This is a genomic window from Collinsella aerofaciens (genome assembly GCF_040910185.1).
Classification (GTDB): Bacteria; Actinomycetota; Coriobacteriia; order Coriobacteriales; family Coriobacteriaceae; genus Collinsella; species Collinsella aerofaciens_BF.
Genome location: NZ_JBDGBA010000002.1, coordinates 41472 through 59145 on the forward strand (window position 1 = coordinate 41472; position 17674 = coordinate 59145).

Consider the following 17674-nt stretch of genomic DNA (forward strand, 5'->3'; position numbering starts at 1 on the left):
GGACCTGTAGCTCAGTTGGTTAGAGCGTCCGGCTGATAACCGGGAGGTCACAAGTTCGAATCTTGTCAGGTCCACCACTTTCTTTCGCAATAAACACCCCAGCGAGAGCCGAGTCGCCGCTGGGGTGTTTATTACTGTCTCCGTGGGGGTTTAGCTCAGCTGGGAGAGCGCGGGCTTTGCAAGCCTGAGGTCAGGGGTTCGATCCCCCTAACCTCCACCATGATGGACCTGTAGCTCAGTTGGTTAGAGCGTCCGGCTGATAACCGGGAGGTCACAAGTTCGAATCTTGTCAGGTCCACCATCAAAACTGTGAAGAGCCCTGAGGCGTTGCCTCGGGGCTTTTTTCTTGTCTGCGATAAATCTCATTTTGGTTTTGTGTGCTGTGCGAAAGATTGGGTAGTATAGCTATTCAATGCGGTGGAGCTGCCGCGTGTTAACCGCTACGTACCGGAGGTGTTCCATGGTTCGTGTCGACATAGAGACCATCGTCATGGCCGCCGGTCCCGTGCCATCGCTTATCGTGCTTCGCGAGCGCTGCAGCAAATTGGACTCGCCCGCGCCGCTGCGTTCCCTTTCCATTCAGACTGGTTCGTTTGAAGCTGCTGCCATTAGCCGCGGCATCGATAGCGGTCGCGCCGAGCGCCCGATTACCCATGACCTGTTGCTCGATACTGTTGGTGCCCTGGGTGCCAAGCTCGAACGCATCGAAATCGTTCGCGCCGAGCCGCCCGTGTTTTACGCGACGGTTGTCGTGTTGGCCGATGGCAACGAGCATAAGATCGATGCGCGTCCGAGCGACGCCATCGCCCTCGCCGTACGCAGTAATGCCCCCATGTTCGTTGAAGACGACATCATGAATCGCCTGGGCACCGTTTCTGCCCATGCCGAGGAAGTCGACGACGAGCAAGAGTTCGAGAAGTTCGACGAGTTCGTCCATACGCTCTCCCCCGATGACTTCTAAATGCGGGGCGTCCAGGCTGCGGAGCGTTCGCTGATGGCCGGCGGTATGTCGGCTGAGGCGGCGGCCATTGCGCGCGAGGCCCAGATGCGCTCGGAGGCTTCTGAGGCGGCTCGCATTGCCTATGTGACGCAGGCCCGCACGCTTCGCGAACGCCGCGGCTCGTTTATCAAGATGGTTGTCGTCTCTGCCCTTGTCGCGGCAATCTGTTCGCGCCTTCGTGGTACAGTTGGTGCGCTTGGGTTTTCGATCTCTACGGGCCTTATGATCTGGGGCGTGGTCGATGCGGTCATGCTGACCAGTCAGATCAAGGTACTCGACAAGCGCGCGATGGATATGATGCGCGCCCGCGACGCTGCCGCTAAGATCGCTGCTGAGGCACAAGAACTGTAACGACGCCAGACTCGATGGGAAGGTCTAAAGATGGCACAGGATATGCAGGACGCCGGTAACGTCTCCGCCGAGCTCGACGCCATGGTGTGCGATCTGATCGGCGCGTTCTTGGACGACCTTGCCGCCGGTGAAAACCCTGGCGTGGTCGTGGCAATTGAGGACGCCGCTTCCAACCGTTATCTGGCGGCGCTCGACGAGGATGGCGAAGAGGCGTGCCTCGAGGCGGCCACCAACTTTATCTCCGAGCACAAGATGGGTCTTAAGGACGAGGGCCTGGGCCGTATCGCTCGCTATGCCATCGGCTACACCGGCTGCGTCGAGATTGACGGCGGCTATCACGATGCTCTGCTCGTGAGCTTCTTCGAAACCACGCTCGAGAGCGGTTTTTCGGCATATGTGCTGTATGAGGGCATGGGCGCCGGCGATGGTTTTATGTGGAGCGACCCTGAACCTGCAGGCGAGGAAACCCCTCTCATCTAAAATCGCTAAAATAAACGAGTTTTCGGTAAAAGGCTCAATATTCCCGCTGAGCGTTGTATCGCTGGGCGGGCCGCATACGCGTGCCGTTTGTATATGGATAGAAGATAGGGGAACTACATGCGCGTAGACAATCTGAGGAACATCGCCATCATCGCTCACGTCGACCACGGCAAGACGACGATGGTCGATAAGCTCCTGCGTGCCACGGACGCCTTCCGTGCCAACCAGCAGGTCGAGGACCGCGTCCTGGACTCTAACGACCAGGAGCGCGAGCGCGGCATTACGATTCTCGCCAAGAACATCTCTATCGAGTATAAGGACGTCAAGATCAACGTCATCGACACCCCAGGCCACGCCGACTTTGGCGGCGAGGTCGAGCGCGTGCTGCGTATGGCTGACGGCGCCCTGCTGCTGGTTGACGCTTTTGAGGGCCCCATGCCCCAGACCCGCTTCGTGCTGCGTCACGCTATCGACACCGGCCTTAAGATCATGATCGTCATCAACAAGATCGACCGTCCGGGCGCCAACCCCGAGAAGGCCTACAACGACTGCCTGGACCTCATGGCCGACCTGGGCGCCACCGACGACCAGCTTGAGTTCGCCATGGAGCACGTGGTCTACGCCAGCGCCATGAACGGCTTTGCCCGTCTTGACCCCAACGACGGCAACATGGACATGTACCCGCTGCTCGATATGATTATCGACGACATGCCCGCGCCCGAGGTTGACGAGAACGCTCCGCTGGCCATGCAGTGCGTGACCATCGACCACTCCAACTTCGTCGGCCGCATCGGTATCGGCCGCGTGTACTCTGGCGCCATCCACCAGGGCGACCAGATCCTGGTTGTCAAGAACGACGGCTCCAGCGCTACCGCCACCGTCAAGCAGCTCTTTACCTTCGACTACCTGGGCCGTACCGAGTGCCAGGAAGTCGGCGCCGGCGACATCGCCGCTGTCGTGGGTATCGACCGCACCGATATCGGCGATGTCTACACCGATCCCGAGAACCCTGTCGAGCTCGAGCCCATCGAGATCGACCCGCCGACCCTGTCCATCGTCTTTGAGGCTTCGACCTCCCCGCTTGTCGGCCGCGACGGCGACATCGTGGGCGCCCGTCAGCTCAAGGAGCGCCTGTTCAACGAGGCCGAGAACAACGTGACCATGAAGATCGAGGAGCTCGAGGATAAGAGCGGCGTCGAGGTCTCGGGCCGCGGCATTCTGCACCTGTCCGTTCTGATGGAGTCCATGCGCCGCGAGGGCTTTGAGTTCCAGGTCGGCCGTCCCCGCGTTCTGTTTAAGAAGGACGAGAACGGCAACAAGATGGAGCCCGTCGAGCAGGCCGTCGTCGAGTGCCCGGACGAGTACTCGGGCAAGGTCGTTGAGGTCTTCGGCACCTCCGGCGGCATCATGACGAGCATGGATACCTCGGGCATCGTGACGCACCTCGAGTTTAAGATTCCGACCCGCGGCATCATGGGTCTTAAGAACCGCATCATGAACGTCACCCACGGCGAGGGCGTGTTCTACCACACCTTCCTGGAGTACGGCCCCTATGCCGGCGAGATCGGCAACCGCCAGAACGGCGCAATGATCTCTATGACCACCGAGAAGGCCGTTGCCTATGCCCTGGGTACGCTGCAGGAGCGCGGTCAGCTGTTTGTTGAGCCAGGCACCGAGTGCTACGAGGGCATGATCGTGGGCGAGCGCAGCAAGGCTGGCGACATGGTCGTCAATATCGCCCGTACCAAGAACCTGGGCAACCAGCGCTCCTCGACCTCCGATATCTCCGTTCAGCTGGTGCCGCCCCGCACCTTCTCGCTGGAGGAGGCGCTGGAGTACATCGCCGACGACGAGCTGGTCGAGATCACTCCCAAGAACATCCGCCTGCGCAAGCGTCTGCTCAACGCCACCGACCGCAAGAAGGCTGCCGTTCGCGCCGGCCAGGTCAACAAATAAGCGCTGGGCTTTATAGCGACTAACAAGAAAGGGCGTCGACCATCGCGGTCGGCGCCCTTTTTGTGCAGTGGACAGGTTCGTTTGCACCACAGCTGGGGCGGTTATCCCTCCGAGCGGCTTTCCGGTCAAAGTTAAGTTGTTTAAACATATACATAATTCTACAGAATATAGTCGATATGATACAAAACTGTTAACAGGTAAATATCAACTGGTATTAAATTAAAAGACCTCTTGACCTGCGGTTTACATGATTGGTATCTATATTATATTTTATGCATTGTGGCATAGACGAACCGTCTTAGAAGGTGCTCCCCAATGGGTTCTTGCAATGCGCTAGGTAGGTTCTCGTTGATGTTGGGGCTTGTGTTCGATCCGACGATTCGCCGTATTCCACGCTGTGTTGTAGGAATTAGGGGACAACTATGGACGCACACCGCTCACGGTCACTGGGTATGGCGACCCTGGTCTTCATTTTAATTAGCCTCACCGCCGCAGTTTTTCACGGTGCAGCCCCCGTGCGCGCCGAGGATGCGACGACACCGACGCCGATTGTGATTGATGAGAAGACGGCGACGGTTGATGTCAAGCTGTATAAAGATGGCAGTCGTACAGAGCTTTTGGGCAATGACGCCGTGACTTCAGTTTCGACCCTCTACGGAACCTTCTCGGCGAACTTTCTGACTGGTCAGGCACCTACGTCTAGTAACTATGTCGCCGTCTATAAATTCCCTGACACCATTGACGTCGGTAACAATGATGGCGGCGATTTTAGGGATGGGCCCGGTGCTGACGCTGAAAAAGCCGGTGTATGGAAGATTGAAGACAATAAGGTTGTCTTTACGTTTGACAAGGGTTGGCTTGAACGGAATCCTGCGAACATTCGTGTCGCGGCAAACTTCTCGTTCCAGCTTAAAAACAAGGATGTCGGTTCTGGTGGCAACGCATCTGTCGTGTTTCCCGGTACGGGTGAGACGATTAGTATCCCCGTCAAGGACGGCAAGGTCACGGGGACGAAGGCGGGGGTCTTCTCCCAGGGATCCGATGGCGTAGCCAAGGTTACCTGGACCGTTACACTTACCGTTGAGTCGTACGCCACGAATGTCAAGTTAACCGATACGCTGGGCGAGAACTTTGAATTTGCGAACGACAGCTTTATGCTCGACGGAGAGAAGCTCAATCCACAGCCGAAGATCGACGGCCAGACCGCGACCCTCGACAGCATAGGCAACCTTTCCCACGGAGACCATAAGATTACGTATGAAACGGTGCTGAAAAGCGGCGTTTCTGTGAGCAACGGTGAATTTATCGACAAGCAGGAAGCATCCAGGAACACGGCGTCGTGGGGATGGGACGGTGCCGATGATCCCCAGAAGCCCACGGCTACGGCGTTCCCCAGCAACTTTCGCTACGACATGATTGGCAAGTCTAGCGACCGCAATAGCACGCCGTCCGACATCACGTGGACGGTCACACTCAACCAAGGCGAGCTCAAAGCCGACATGAGCGGCTACGTGTTCACCGACAAGCTGGACGACAAGCAGATGTATGCGGGGAACTATACGGTTTATAAAGGCAGCTCGGGGTCGACTGTTCTTGCCACCGGTGAGCTCGATCAGTCTGAGAAATCCTTTACCTACAAGTTCTCGGACAACCTTGAGGATAAGTACATCACCTATCGCATTGTTTATCACACCAAGATGAATGAAACGGGTTCGTATGACACCGTGCGCAACAGCGCAACGATCGAGCACGATGGTTCCGTTTCCGGCGCTGGTAAAGGTGAGTTTACGCCGCAGTTGGTGGACACACCGATCACCAAGGAACTCGTGGGTCGAGAGAACGCTGCAACAACTGGCGAGGCGAAGTGGAAGACGCGCGTGGCGCTGAAAGCTATTGTCAATGCGGGCAACCTTGATAAGGTGACGGTGAAGGATACGTTTCAATCGGCGTGGAAACAAGATATCGGTGTTGATGTCAACTCAATAAAGATCAAGATTGGTGAAACTGAGCTAGTTCGAGGCGACGACTGGAAGCTGACGACAAATGAGCTGAAAGATGGAAATAACGTTGTGCAGAAGGATGGGCACAAAAGAAACTTCAACCTCGACATAAACATTAACGACAAGGTGAAGGCGGCTCTCGCGAACGAGGATTACGCCGACATCACGTACACCACCACTTCTGATGCGCTGCCGGGCTGGTACTCGAACTTCGCATCTGTTACGGTGCCGGGGCAGAATGGCGGTTGGCCGTACTACACCGATAGTCCAATGTATGTTGTCAACAAGGAAACGACGCCCGCGGTCGAGAAGCCGGAAGCTGAGGCGAAGGTGTCTTGGAAGGAGGGCTTCGAATGGAGCGCCGTCGACGGCTCGGAAGAGAAGGGCGCATGGATTGTTGAGTGGACGGTGTACGCGAACCGTCACAAGAGCGACGCCGGAGAATATTATGGAGCCGGAAAACTCTACGGTAAATCGCTGAATATCGTTGACAGCCTTCCGGACGGCATGAGCTATGTTGTGAATTCCGCCAAGTACACGCTCGTGCAGAACCCCTATGAGCAACATATGGGGCTTGGGCGCGGAGGCGAGGCCAAGGAGGTCGTTACGGGTCGGACGCTCGCCGACGACAACGTCAGCAGGAATGGTAAGACGGTCACCTTCTCCATTCCCACAACAGAGCTTGATAAGTATGCCGGTTACGCCAAGCTTACGTACCAGACGGCGGTCAAGCGTAGCGAGCTCGACACCTCCACGAACGAGGTGAAGTTCACCAACTCGGCCAGCGCGGGGTCAGGAGATAAAAAGTTCGATTCCGGTAACGGTACCGTCATCATTAAGAACAACGTCATCAAAAAGTCCGGCGAGCAGGTTGCCAGTAGCAATCGCATCAAATACACCATTCATGTTAACGAGTCTGCCGTTGCCCTTAAAAATGGCACCGACTTCCTTGAGCTCGTTGATACCATGGATGCCAAGTGCACGCTGGTTCCGTCGACGCTTAAGGTCTATGAGCGTCTGAACGGTGACTGGGTTGCGCTGTCCCAGAAGGACTATCCATCGAAGATGGAGCAGGTCCCAGACAAAATTGGCACACGCACGAAGTTGACGCTTAATGTGCCCGACGAGAAATACCTCAAGGTCGAGTATGAGGTTATCCCGACTGGAAACCCCGGTGAAGAGGTGCCTCTTTCCAATACCGCCGAGCTTACGGGTGTGACGGAAGGCTCGGCGATCGACGAGAACACATGGACCATCCAGAGTGCTTCCGCCAGTGCGGGCGGCAACGGCTACGGCATCACGATGACCAAATACGATGCGCAGCAGGTTGGAGCGACGCTAGGGGGAGCTGAATTCACGCTCTATAGCGTGAACATGGATCAGGTCGCAAGGGTAGGTATCGAGAATGCAAGGACTAGGTTTGAAACCGCTAAGACCGACGCCAATGGCAAGATCTCATTCGGTACAAGAGACAAGGCGATGAGCAATGGCGTGCTCTACCAGCTCGTGGAGACGGATGCGCCCGAAGGCTACGCTGTGGCAAGCCCCACGTGGATCATGCTCAAGGGCGGCGTGAGCGACGAAGATTATCAAACTGCGCTAGCTAAGGCGAAGACCATCGCCGGCGGTGCGGAGATCATAGGCGATGACAAAAAGGACGAGATTTGGGTCTATGACAATCGTCTAAAGGGATCCGCAACAATTCGGGCTAAGAAAGTGCTTGAAGGGGGCACATTCAAGAAGGGGCAGTTCTCGTTCGCACTCAAGGACGCCGACGGCAAGGTGCTCCAGACGGTGACCAACGACGCCGAGGGCAACGTCTCCTTCAACGTCGACTACAACAAGGCCGATACCTACACTTACACCATCTCAGAGGTCGAGCCCGAGGGTGCCGTCGACCATGTTAAAGATCACATCGCCTATGACACGACCCCGCGCAAAGTCACGGTTAAGGTGACTAATGGCACGGACCAGCTCAACGCCGTAGTTACCTATGACGAGGGCTCTACAACCCCGCCGACTTTTATCAACAGGTATTCGACCATGCTTCCTGAGGCGGGCGGGGCTGGCTTGACTATGACATATCTTGCTGGCGCTTCGTTGCTGTGCTTCGCCGCGACGTGGATGCATGCTCGTCGCCATCGCGATCTGGATCGAGGTGATCACCATGAGTAGGCTTAGCCGCAGCTTGTTGGCTGTCGCGACGATAATCATGGTCGCTATTCTGTCTTTCGCGATTGCTCCTGGGGCGGCCCGTGCTGCCGATACCGGAGCCATTACGGTGGACGGTACAGTCGCGACGCGTTACGACGCGTACCAGCTCTTTTCGGCGACCGTTGTCGACGATGACGATGCTGGCCAAAAAATTGCAACTGACGTAACGTGGGCGAATGGCGCGGTTCGTCAAGCCGTTCTTCCGGTGCTTCATGATGCGGGGCTCGATAGCTCGGCATCGACGGCGCAAGCGGCAGCCGAATGGATGAATGCCGACGGGCATATGACGACCGCGCTGACGGCAAAACTTGCTCGCGCGATTTGCAATGTCGGCGCAACTTCCGTGGCCCTTAACGCGGACACGGCGGCCGAGCTGCCCTGCGGCTACTGGCTCATCGTCGCCGACGACGACGCCATCGCCCAGGGCGAGGCCGGCACCGCGCCGATCATGGCCCTGGTGGGCGGCAGCGCCGTCACCGTCAAGCCCAAGGCGGCGACGCCCAAGGTCGCCAAGCACGTGCTGGAGGACAGCACCGCCGCATGGCAGAAGGCCGCCGACGCCACGGTCGCCGACGACCTGTACTGGCGCCTCTCTGCCACGGTCCCGGCGGGGCTCACGGCCTACGACACCTATACGGTGCGGTTCGTCGACACCATGGGCGCGGGGCTCGACTCCTCCAAGGTCGCCGCGAGCATGCGCGTGTACGTAGCGGCGGGCGCGGACGGCGGCTTTGACGCCGTCTCGACCGGTAAGGACGGCCGCGCCGGCATCGAGCCCGCGAAGGGCTGGACCGACATCACGGCCCAGTGCGCCACCAAGGTAGCGGCCGACGGTAAGACCTTCACCGTGCGCACCGGCGACCTGATCGCCGCACTCGGCGGGGCCGACGCCTTCACCGCGGGCGCCCGCGTGGTCGCCGTGTACAACGCGCCGCTCAACGGCGCATGCAGCCACGGCATCGCGAAGGGCAACCCCAACGAGGTCTACCTGCGCTACCCGCGCTCTCCCTTTGCCGACCAGTCCGGCGACGCCGGCTTCACCCGCACGCCGAGCGATGACGCGTGCGCCTACACCTGGGGACTCAGTCTGATCAAGCGCTCAAGCTCGGACGATAAGCCGCTCGCGGGCGCCAAACTGCGCATCATCGACGACCGTGGGCGCATTCTAACGACTGACGGCTCGTGGTCGACGGATGCCGACGCGTGCGTCACCACAGGCGCGGATGGCCATGTGGAATTGAGCGGTGTGGACGCGGGTCTCTACACCGTCGAAGAGGTCGCGGCTCCCAAGGGATACACCGCCTTTGAGGGCAAACGAACGGTAACGGTTGCGTCCGAGGGTCTGGACGTTAAGCAGGTAGCAGCCGCGAAGCCCAAGGTGACCGTGTCGGCCGAAAGCCCTCTGCGGGTTGATACCGCCGATGCCGGGACGGGTTCGATCGAGCTGTCGGTGCTCAACACCCCAAGCAAAGAAGCAAGTCGAGGCTTTATGCCCTCGACGGGAGATAGAACGTTGGTACTGGTGGCGGTTTTGGCTGCCATCGGAGTGGCGGCTATTGTTGTCGCGCTCGTCATCAAGCGGGGAGCAGGTCGCGGTGAAAAATGATTGTCCCCTGCTCGGTGGCGTACTGCCTCCGTAGCGAGTGATGCGCAGGCCTAGCGACCTGATGGTCATTGGTTTTGAAAAAGTTACTAGAGAACCCTCCAAGAAAAGCGGGGCACCCGGTCGATATGACCGAGTGCCCCGCCTCGTTTGTTGGTGCAAAGTAACCTGACCCCTTTGCACCAACACAAAGGTGTCTGTCCCCTTTGTGGCGGTTGGTGGCTAAGCGGTGGGGAGTCCTGGCGTGTTAGCCGGCTGCTGCGGCTTGAGGCGGGCGTTTCGCCAGATGATCTGGATAACGTAGCCGAGCATAAAGACAAAGGCCACGCCGCTGATGAAGTCACCTACGAGGGGAAGCCCCGTGAGGGCGCCTGCGATTATGCCGCCCACGGCTGCCATGGCGTAGCGGTTCTGGTTGTGTCCGACCATGCGGGCGAGCGCGCACCCCGAAAAGGCACTCGACACCAATGCGATGCCGATAACGCCGCACAAGAGGGTTCCAGCAAGCGACAGACCAGCGATAGAGATAATCAGCAGTAGGACGGCGGGGGCGATAGCAATCGTGCCCAGAAGACCGCTCACCCACAGGGGCATGGGGCGCTGGTGGAGCATGCCGGCGGCGCCGGCGGTCGCGCGCGGAAAGACGAGCTCGAGCAGCAGAGCGACAAAGCAGGTCGAGAGTGCCGCGGCGACGATGCCGCCGATGACATCGTTAACGGTGGAAGTATCCTCGTTCTCGGTGCGGTCGATCTTGAGCGCGCCGACCTCGGCTCCCGCGGCACGCTCGGGGTCCTCGGAGACGTGCGCGTTCACGGTGCCGGTGATGTGGGCGTTCTTGCCTAGGATGAGTTTGTCGGCCCAAACCTCGACATCGCCATCGACGGTGCCATCGATGGTCACCGTATCGCCCGCGAGCGCTGCCGACTTGGTGGAGCCTCGCAGAGCAACCGTCTCGCCTATCGCGTAGAAACAGTTGGCGGTGCTGTCGGAATTGAGCACGACATGCTGGCCAGCGATGGTCACGCTGCCATCAACCGCGGTCTTGGCAATGTCGATGGTGCGTGCCGCCAGACGGACGGCGCCGCCCACCGTGCAGTCGCGGATGGAGAGGCTCTCGCCTGCTGCAATTATGTCGCGGCCGATGGACGCATCGTCCAAGTTGAGGGCCTGACCTGCCCAGTACAGGTCACCTTCGACGCCGGACGGATTGGCGTCATTGTCGGTCGCAAGTACGTTGCCTGCGGTGTCCGTGCCGGCGAACGACGCCGTGGGAAGCGCGGTGATCGCCAGCGCGATGAGCGCGAATGCCATAAGCAGGCAGCGACGCATCTTGTGTGACGGCGCCGCCGCGGTTTGATTGAAAGCCATGGTTGATCCTTTTGTTAGGTGTTTGGCATATACCTAACAGGGTACCCAACGCGCGGGCGCTCTAAAAGAACCTCTCGGTTGCATTTCGAAGGATGGGCCCGCGCCACCTATTTTTTGCGGTGCAAAAAGCGTGCGATGTCTTCCTCGGTGGGGCTTTTGATGTCAAAGCGCAGCGAGAGCCAGCGCAGACCCATGGTCACGACAACGCATACGACCAGCGCGGCGACATTGCTCATGATGCCGCTCATAACGAGACACACATAGCTTGTCGATCCGGCGATGGCGGCGATGGCATAAAAGTTAGTACGTTGGAAAATGCCCGGAACCACGCCCATAAAGCCGTCGCGCAACATGCCGCCGCCCACCGCGGTAAAAAAGCCCATCATGATGCACACCGCCGGTGCAAAGCCGTAGACCAGCGCCTTGTCCGCTCCGGTGGCGGCATAGATGCCGACCGAGATGATGTCGAGCAGGGGAATGAGTTTTTCGGGTTTGTCGACGATTGCCGGGAAAATGTAGATGATGGCTGCCGTGGCAATGGAAAGCGGCAGCGCCATTGGCTGGTTGAGGATGTAGACGTTGCCCACCTGCAGCGTCATGTCGCGTAAAAGACCGCCGCCCAAGCCACAGACCACGGCGAGCGCAACTGCACCCACCAGGTCGAGTTTGTGCTCGCGCGCGACCAACACGCCCGAGATTGAAGCCGCGACGACGGCGAACATTTCGAGCCAAAACGGGATGGCGACCATGGCATCCGTGGCGTGTGAGGTAACGGTCATAGCGGCGACGACGGGCAAGATGGGGTCCTTTGGGTTGTGGGTTTAGACAATGCCCGTACATAGTACATGGTTGGTGAGCGTGGCGACCCTATTGCTCGGTAAACGGTTGGGATCGGGTGGGGGCGTAGGTCCCATGTTTGGGGATCTGGACTGATGCTGAACGCGATGGGGGCGTGGCTGAATAGGAGGGATGTTCAAATTTTGAGCTTTGCTCAAAATTTATCCGGTCGGCTTACGCCGACCGCGCTGCGCTAAAAACGCGCCACGGGCGCGTTTTCTTTACGCGTCGCGCCCTGGCGGGTTCGAATCCCTCCTCCTCCGCCGTATTTGCTTGTTAGAGACTCAAAACAAAAAAAGCTCCCATTCTTGGGAGCTTTCTCAACCAAAATGGCGGAGGAGGAGGGATTCGAACCCTCGTGACCTTATACAGGCCAAACGGTTTTCGAGACCGCCGCATTCAACCACTCTGCCACCCCTCCGCGTGGGGTAAAAACAAAGCAGGCTCAAAGGCCTGCTTTGGAATTAACTGGCGGAGAGTCAGGGATTTGAACCCTGGAGACGCTTTTGACGCCTACACGATTTCCAATCGTGCTCCTTCGGCCACTCGGACAACTCTCCGTTAAATGCGAAAGTCAGTATACACGAGGAATCGCAAAGTGCAAACAGAAAAGTTGGCATTTTTTAAAACGCTTGGCCGCGCTTGTCGTTGCAGTGGGGTTTGAGGTGCCAAAAAACGGCTTCCGAACAGCGTGGTTGATTAACTCAATTGTTCAAAAGGGGTATTCATAAGCGACTTGGCAATGAATTTAAAAAATCTTTGGGTGGTGCTGTGGACCACTGGTATGCATTTTGCGACCACGGCCTTGTGCCCGTTGACCTGCGGCTTGACTCAGCTTGTCCCCGCGGCGTCGTATCTTGTCCACAAATCCGTCAAGCTCTTGGTCGGCATTTGGTTGGAATGCGCATGAAACGTCGTGCGAGTATGGACATATGTGGAGGTCATGAGGTTGTAGCTGCATATTCTTGCGGCCTGGGAGGTTGAAAGATATTATTACCAAGTCTTTTCCTGCTTCAGGCGCACCTTCACGACCTGAAGCCACATTTGCCCAGAGGAGGTGACAATATGAAGGCTTATGAACTGCTGTTCTTTGTTGACCCGTCGCTCGACCCCGAGACTCGTCTCGCTGTTATGAAGCGTATCGATACCACGATCGCTGAGGGCGCTGGCAAGGTCGACTCCGTTGACGAGTGGGGCAAGCGCAAGCTCGCCTACGAGATCAACGACCTCACCGATGGTGACTACACCCTCATCAACTTCCATGCAGATCCTACCCAGATCGCCGAGCTTGATCGCGTCCTGCGCATCACCGACGCTGCGGTCCGCCACATGATCGTCCGTCGCGACGACCAGGAGTAAGACTGTCGTTTTGGACTGGGCTTGTGCCCCAAGAGGAAGTAGTGAGTTATGAGCATCAATCGAGTGAACATCACCGGTAACCTCACCCGCGATCCCGAGCTGCGCGCCACCGCCGGCGGAACCCAGGTTCTGTCCTTTGGCGTCGCCGTGAACGATCGTCGCCGCAACGCGCAGACTGGCGAGTGGGAGGACTATCCCAACTTTGTCGACTGCACCATGTTCGGCACCCGCGCCGAGGCCGTGAGCCGTTTCCTGGCAAAGGGAAACAAGGTCGCGATCGAGGGCAAGCTGCGCTACAGCTCTTGGGAGCGCGACGGCCAGCGCCGGAGCAAGCTTGAGGTCATCGTCGATGAGATCGAGTTTATGAGCTCCCGTGGTGGCCAGGGTGGCTACGATCAGGGCGGTTACGCCCCCGCAGCTCCCGCGCCCGCAGCACGTCCTGCCGCACCGGTGGCTACGCCGCCCGCGGTCGACGTCTACGATGAGGACATCCCGTTCTAAGGGTTGTTCACCTATTTTTGAGTGAGAGGCGGCTTCGGTTCGCCGAAGTTGCCAAACGAAAGGTATTTTGACATGGCTAATGATTTTTCTGCACGTCAGCCGCGTCGTAAGTACTGCCAGTTCTGCAAGGAGAACACTGAGTTCATCGACTATAAGGACACTCAGCTTCTCCGTAAGTACATGACCGACCGTGGCAAGATCAAGCCCCGTCGCGTCACTGGCGCTTGCACGCAGCATCAGCATGACATCGCCAACGCCATCAAGCGCGCCCGCGAGATGGCTCTCCTGCCGTACACCGTCCCCGTGGTTTCCTCTCGTGGCAACCGCGACCGCGGCTAAGAAGGGAGACGCATCATGAAGGTTATTCTTCTCGATGAGATCAAGGGCAAGGGCGGCGAGGGTGACGTCGTAGAGGTCGCTCAGGGTTACGCTGAGAACTTCCTGTTCCCCAAGAAGCTCGCTGTTGCCGCCACCAAGGGCAACCTCAAGCAGCTTGACGAGCGTCGCAACAACATCGCCAAGCGCGAGGCCGTCCGTCTGGCTACCGCCAACGAGACCAAGGCTGCCTTCGAGGGCAAGACGGTCACCGTTGACGTCAAGGTCGGCGACGAGGGCATCCTCTTTGGCTCCGTTACCGCCGCTATGATCGCTGACGCCATCAAGGCTCAGCTCGGTATGGACATCGACCGCAAGCGCGTCGAGCTCGGTAAGCCCATCAAGGTTGCCGGTGCCCACACCGTTGCCATCTCGCTGTACCGCGAGATCAAGGCCGAGGTTGTCGTTCTCGTCGGCGTTACCGCCGAGGAGCTCGCTGCCGAGGCTGAGGTCGAGGAGGCCGCTGAGGTCGCCGAGGCCGAGACCGCCGAGGTCGAGACTGAGGCTGCTGCCGAGTAGCATTTGCTGCAACGCAACAATCTTGTTCTAAGAAGGGCGCTCTGGGAAACCAGGGCGCCCTTTTGTTTTTTTGCGCTGAGTGAGTGTCATAGTGAACGTCGCGTCGAAGTCCTATGTGCAGGACCGTTCATCCGTTTGGTTCGGTGATGATTGGCCGCGCGCGGCGCGTTTTGGGACCGTGGCTGATACTATGGATGCTCGCAAGCGATATGAATGAGGATGCTCATGGCATATGACGATAGGGAGATCGGGCTGACGGTCGAGGACCGCGGCTCAAAGTTGGGTCTTCCCCAAAACCAAGATGCAGAGGCCAATGTACTGGCCGCTATGCTGCTATCGCCCGAGGTGGTCGAAGAGGCCCAGGTCGAGCTGCAGCCCGATGACTTCTACCGGCCCATTCATAAGACCATCTATACCGCGATGGTCGATATGTACAACAGTCGCATTCCCATCGACTCCATCTCGCTGATCGATTACCTGCGAAGCATCAACAAGCTCGATGCCGTGGGCGGCGAAGCGTACATTTTGGAGCTGATGGGTCAGACCCTGTCGCTCGTCAACTGGCAGCACCATGCCGCCATCGTGCGTCGCGACTCGATGCTGCGCGAGTTGATCGGCGCCACCAACGAGATCAACGCGCTGGCCTATAACGCCCCTACCGACACCAAAGAGGTCGTGGAGCTGGCCGAGAGCAAACTGCTTAAGGTCACGGCACGCGAGGTCAAGTCGAGCTACAAGACGCTGACCGAGTTTATGGTCGAGGCCTATAACGAGGCCGAGGAAGTGTGCCAGGCCGGTGGCCAGGCTGCGGGCGTGCCCACGGGCTTTCCGTCACTCGACCGCATGCTCATGGGTTTTCGCGAGGGCCAGCTCATCATCATCGGCGCCCGCCCTGCCGTGGGTAAGACGTCGTTCGCTCTGAACTTGGCGCTGAATGCCGCCGCTGCGGGCTATACCGTCGGCTTCTTCTCACTGGAGATGTCGGGCAAGGAAATTGCCCAGCGTCTGATTTGCGCCTACGCCATGATCTCGATCAGTGACTTCCGCATGGGCCGCATTAGCCCCGAGCAGTGGGCCAATATCAACGAGGCCACGCAGACCTTGTCCAAGCTCGATATTCTGATTGACGATACGCCCGGCACCACAGTGACCGAGATTCGCGCCAAGAGTCGCCGCATGCTCCATAACAAGGAGAAGGCAATCATCATCCTGGACTACCTGCAGCTGGTGAGTCCTCCGCCGGGACGTCGCTCCGAGAGCCGTACTGTCGAGGTCTCAGAGATGTCGCGTGGTCTGAAGATCATGGCCAAGGAGCTCAAGATCCCACTCATCGCACTGTCGCAGCTCTCGCGTCAGGTCGAATCCCGTACCGGCAAGCGCCCGCAGCTTTCCGACCTTCGTGAATCGGGCTCCATCGAGCAGGACGCCGATATCGTTATGTTCTTGGACCGCTCCGCCGACGAGGCCGAAGCCTCGCGCGACGATCGACCCGACGAGGGCGTTACGCGTATCGTCGTGGCCAAGAACCGTTCGGGCCCGATCGGCGACGTCGACCTGATGTTCCTGCCGGCATCCACCAAGTTCTATGAGCTTGATGGGGCACATGCCGAGGAGTAGGACAGGCGCCCGTTGCACGGGTATACTGGGAATGTTTTGTGCTTCTGCGTGCCGGCATGGCGCGTAGACAGGCCATGAATGTAAGGAGTAAACATGCCGTCAACCGTTTTGGTCGGTGCCCAGTGGGGCGATGAGGGCAAGGGTAAGATTTGCGACCTGGTCGCCGGCGACTTCGATGCCGTCGTGCGCTACTCGGGCGGCAACAACGCCGGTCACACCATCGTCGTCAACGGCAAGAAGTACGGCCTGCACCAGGTGCCTTCCGGCATCATGTATTCCGACCACGTGTCGGTGATCGGTAACGGCTGCGTCGTCAACCCCAAGGTTGTCCTTGAGGAGATTGACATGTTCGAGGCCGACGGCATCACCACCAAGAACCTCAAGATTAGCGGCAACGCGCATGTCATCATGCCGTACCACATCGATCTGGATGGCGCCTTTGAGCAGAAGCTCGGCAAGAAGAACATCGGTACCACCAAGCGCGGTATCGGTCCGTGCTATCAGGACAAGATGGCCCGCATTGGCCTGCGCATGCAGGATATGCTGGACGAGACGCTGTTCCGCGACAAGCTGGAGACCGCTCTCGCCCGCGTGAACCCCGAGCTCGAGCTCATCTACAACCTGCCCACCTACACCGTGGACCAGATTTGCGACGAGTACCTGCCGATGGCCGAGCGCCTGCGCCCCTACATCACCGAGACGAGCCTGCTGCTCAACAACATGATCGACGAGGGCAAGGACCTGCTGTTTGAGGGCGCCCAGGCGACGCTGCTCGACATCGACCACGGCACCTATCCGTACGTGACGTCTTCCAACTGCACCGCCGGCGGCGCCATTACCGGCTCCGGCGTCGGTATGAAGAACGTCGACCGCGTGCTGGGCGTCATGAAGGCCTATATCACCCGCGTCGGTTCGGGCCCCATGCCCACCGAGCTTTCCTATGAGTCCGAGGCTGGCCACACGCTGACCGAGGAGGGCTATGAGTACGGCGTGACCACCGGTCGCCGTCGTCGCTGCGGCTGGTTTGACGGCCCTATCGCCAACTATGCCTCGCGCGTCAACGGCCTCACCGACATCGCCGTGACCAAGCTCGACGTGCTTTCGGCCTTCGACACCATCAAGGTGTGCGTGGCCTACGACGTCGATGGCGAGCGCTACACGAGCGTGCCCGAGCATCAGGTGCGCTTTGAGCATGCCAAGCCCATCTACGAGGAGCTCCCTGGCTGGAAGTGCGATATCACCGGTTGCCGCAGCTTTGACGAGCTGCCGCAAGAGGCTCAGGACTACGTGGCGTTTATCGAGGATCTGGCACACACCCGTGTGACGTTCATTGGCGTTGGCGCTGGTCGCGAGCAGATCATCAACCGATTCTGGAAGTAATCGGGACTATTTGGTTATTGCGATATACCCCTTTGCAGCCCGGACGGGCGGCCGAGGGGTATATTTGCTTGCAAAGGGCTCGCGCGGAGCGGGCCATTCATCCATAGAGGAGGC

At 58.7% G+C, this 17674-nt stretch carries 14 protein-coding genes and 5 tRNA genes; 15 read left to right on the plus strand and 4 right to left on the minus strand.

Annotated features, from left to right (window positions below; translation table 11 throughout):
• The 9 genes from AB5Z54_RS01435 to AB5Z54_RS01475 all read left to right on the plus strand — a co-directional run bounded on the left by AB5Z54_RS01435 (window position 1) and on the right by AB5Z54_RS01475 (window position 9607).
• Window positions 1-77 (plus strand) — tRNA-Ile (locus AB5Z54_RS01435).
• Between the two features lie 67 nt (window positions 78-144).
• Window positions 145-220, plus strand: a tRNA-Ala gene (locus tag AB5Z54_RS01440).
• A gap of 4 nt (window positions 221-224) precedes the next feature.
• Window positions 225-301 (plus strand) — tRNA-Ile (locus AB5Z54_RS01445).
• Between the two features lie 159 nt (window positions 302-460).
• On the plus strand, window positions 461-961 hold the full coding sequence (locus AB5Z54_RS01450; protein ID WP_368159801.1) for a bifunctional nuclease family protein: 501 nt from the start codon (window positions 461-463) through the stop codon (window positions 959-961).
• Window positions 962-1351, plus strand: a complete 390-nt coding sequence (locus AB5Z54_RS01455; protein WP_368159804.1) for a hypothetical protein — start codon at window positions 962-964, stop codon at window positions 1349-1351.
• Window positions 1352-1381: 30 nt separating this feature from the next.
• Entirely contained in the window at window positions 1382-1831 is a 450-nt protein-coding gene (locus tag AB5Z54_RS01460) for a hypothetical protein (RefSeq protein ID WP_089572580.1), read from the plus strand.
• Window positions 1832-1948: 117 nt separating this feature from the next.
• The gene (gene typA, locus AB5Z54_RS01465; protein WP_055287536.1) at window positions 1949-3787 is read left to right on the plus strand and encodes a translational GTPase TypA; all 1839 of its coding nucleotides are present in this window, start codon (window positions 1949-1951) and stop codon (window positions 3785-3787) included.
• 422 nt (window positions 3788-4209) lie between these two features.
• Window positions 4210-7962, plus strand: a complete 3753-nt coding sequence (locus tag AB5Z54_RS01470; protein ID WP_368159806.1) for a Spy0128 family protein — start codon at window positions 4210-4212, stop codon at window positions 7960-7962.
• Window positions 7955-9607: a SpaA isopeptide-forming pilin-related protein gene (locus tag AB5Z54_RS01475; protein ID WP_368159809.1), complete on the plus strand. Its 1653-nt coding sequence runs from the start codon at window positions 7955-7957 to the stop codon at window positions 9605-9607. Before AB5Z54_RS01470 ends, AB5Z54_RS01475 begins: the two co-directional genes overlap by 8 nt.
• A 219-nt stretch (window positions 9608-9826) precedes the next feature.
• Here the strand turns inward: AB5Z54_RS01475 and AB5Z54_RS01480 are convergent, their stop codons facing one another.
• From AB5Z54_RS01480 to AB5Z54_RS01495, 4 genes are all read right to left on the minus strand, one after another.
• Window positions 9827-10972 (minus strand): bactofilin family protein, encoded by a 1146-nt coding sequence (locus AB5Z54_RS01480; RefSeq protein WP_368159811.1) that lies wholly within the window; start codon window positions 10970-10972, stop codon window positions 9827-9829.
• Between the two features lie 107 nt (window positions 10973-11079).
• Window positions 11080-11769: a trimeric intracellular cation channel family protein gene (locus AB5Z54_RS01485; protein ID WP_229057814.1), complete on the minus strand. Its 690-nt coding sequence runs from the start codon at window positions 11767-11769 to the stop codon at window positions 11080-11082.
• A gap of 370 nt (window positions 11770-12139) precedes the next feature.
• A tRNA-Ser gene (locus AB5Z54_RS01490) sits at window positions 12140-12230 on the minus strand.
• A 48-nt stretch (window positions 12231-12278) separates the two neighbouring features.
• Window positions 12279-12369, minus strand: a tRNA-Ser gene (locus tag AB5Z54_RS01495).
• A gap of 505 nt (window positions 12370-12874) precedes the next feature.
• Here AB5Z54_RS01495 and rpsF point away from each other — a divergent pair.
• From rpsF to AB5Z54_RS01525, 6 genes are all read left to right on the plus strand, one after another.
• The gene (gene rpsF / locus AB5Z54_RS01500) at window positions 12875-13168 is read left to right on the plus strand and encodes a 30S ribosomal protein S6 (RefSeq protein WP_368159812.1); all 294 of its coding nucleotides are present in this window, start codon (window positions 12875-12877) and stop codon (window positions 13166-13168) included.
• 48 nt (window positions 13169-13216) lie between these two features.
• Window positions 13217-13669: a single-stranded DNA-binding protein gene (locus AB5Z54_RS01505; RefSeq protein WP_006235830.1), complete on the plus strand. Its 453-nt coding sequence runs from the start codon at window positions 13217-13219 to the stop codon at window positions 13667-13669.
• Between the two features lie 72 nt (window positions 13670-13741).
• Complete coding sequence (rpsR, locus tag AB5Z54_RS01510; RefSeq protein WP_006235829.1) at window positions 13742-14008, plus strand: 30S ribosomal protein S18; 267 nt, start codon at window positions 13742-13744, stop codon at window positions 14006-14008.
• Window positions 14009-14023: 15 nt separating this feature from the next.
• Window positions 14024-14563, plus strand: coding sequence for a 50S ribosomal protein L9 (gene rplI / locus AB5Z54_RS01515; protein ID WP_022094073.1), 540 nt, complete (start codon window positions 14024-14026; stop codon window positions 14561-14563).
• Window positions 14564-14782: 219 nt separating this feature from the next.
• A complete protein-coding gene (gene dnaB / locus AB5Z54_RS01520; protein ID WP_138374342.1) occupies window positions 14783-16180 on the plus strand; it encodes a replicative DNA helicase in 1398 nt (465 codons plus the stop codon).
• 93 nt (window positions 16181-16273) lie between these two features.
• Window positions 16274-17560 (plus strand): adenylosuccinate synthase, encoded by a 1287-nt coding sequence (locus AB5Z54_RS01525; protein WP_118260035.1) that lies wholly within the window; start codon window positions 16274-16276, stop codon window positions 17558-17560.
• The last annotated feature ends 114 nt before the right edge of the window (window positions 17561-17674 follow it).

Excerpts from the sequence above, each read along its gene's own strand:
- AB5Z54_RS01505 (WP_006235830.1), top strand. The coding sequence starts at position 13,217 with ATGAGCATCAATCGAGTGAACATCACCGGTAACCTCACCCGCGATCCC.
- rplI (WP_022094073.1), top strand. The coding sequence starts at position 14,024 with ATGAAGGTTATTCTTCTCGATGAGATCAAGGGCAAGGGCGGCGAGGGT.
- typA (WP_055287536.1), top strand. The coding sequence starts at position 1,949 with ATGCGCGTAGACAATCTGAGGAACATCGCCATCATCGCTCACGTCGAC.
- AB5Z54_RS01455 (WP_368159804.1), top strand. The coding sequence starts at position 962 with ATGCGGGGCGTCCAGGCTGCGGAGCGTTCGCTGATGGCCGGCGGTATG.
- dnaB (WP_138374342.1), top strand. The coding sequence starts at position 14,783 with ATGCTCATGGCATATGACGATAGGGAGATCGGGCTGACGGTCGAGGAC.
- AB5Z54_RS01470 (WP_368159806.1), top strand. The coding sequence starts at position 4,210 with ATGGACGCACACCGCTCACGGTCACTGGGTATGGCGACCCTGGTCTTC.
- AB5Z54_RS01525 (WP_118260035.1), top strand. The coding sequence starts at position 16,274 with ATGCCGTCAACCGTTTTGGTCGGTGCCCAGTGGGGCGATGAGGGCAAG.
- rpsF (WP_368159812.1), top strand. The coding sequence starts at position 12,875 with ATGAAGGCTTATGAACTGCTGTTCTTTGTTGACCCGTCGCTCGACCCC.
- AB5Z54_RS01475 (WP_368159809.1), top strand. The coding sequence starts at position 7,955 with ATGAGTAGGCTTAGCCGCAGCTTGTTGGCTGTCGCGACGATAATCATG.
- AB5Z54_RS01460 (WP_089572580.1), top strand. The coding sequence starts at position 1,382 with ATGGCACAGGATATGCAGGACGCCGGTAACGTCTCCGCCGAGCTCGAC.
- AB5Z54_RS01480 (WP_368159811.1), bottom strand. The coding sequence starts at position 10,972 with ATGGCTTTCAATCAAACCGCGGCGGCGCCGTCACACAAGATGCGTCGC.
- rpsR (WP_006235829.1), top strand. The coding sequence starts at position 13,742 with ATGGCTAATGATTTTTCTGCACGTCAGCCGCGTCGTAAGTACTGCCAG.
- AB5Z54_RS01450 (WP_368159801.1), top strand. The coding sequence starts at position 461 with ATGGTTCGTGTCGACATAGAGACCATCGTCATGGCCGCCGGTCCCGTG.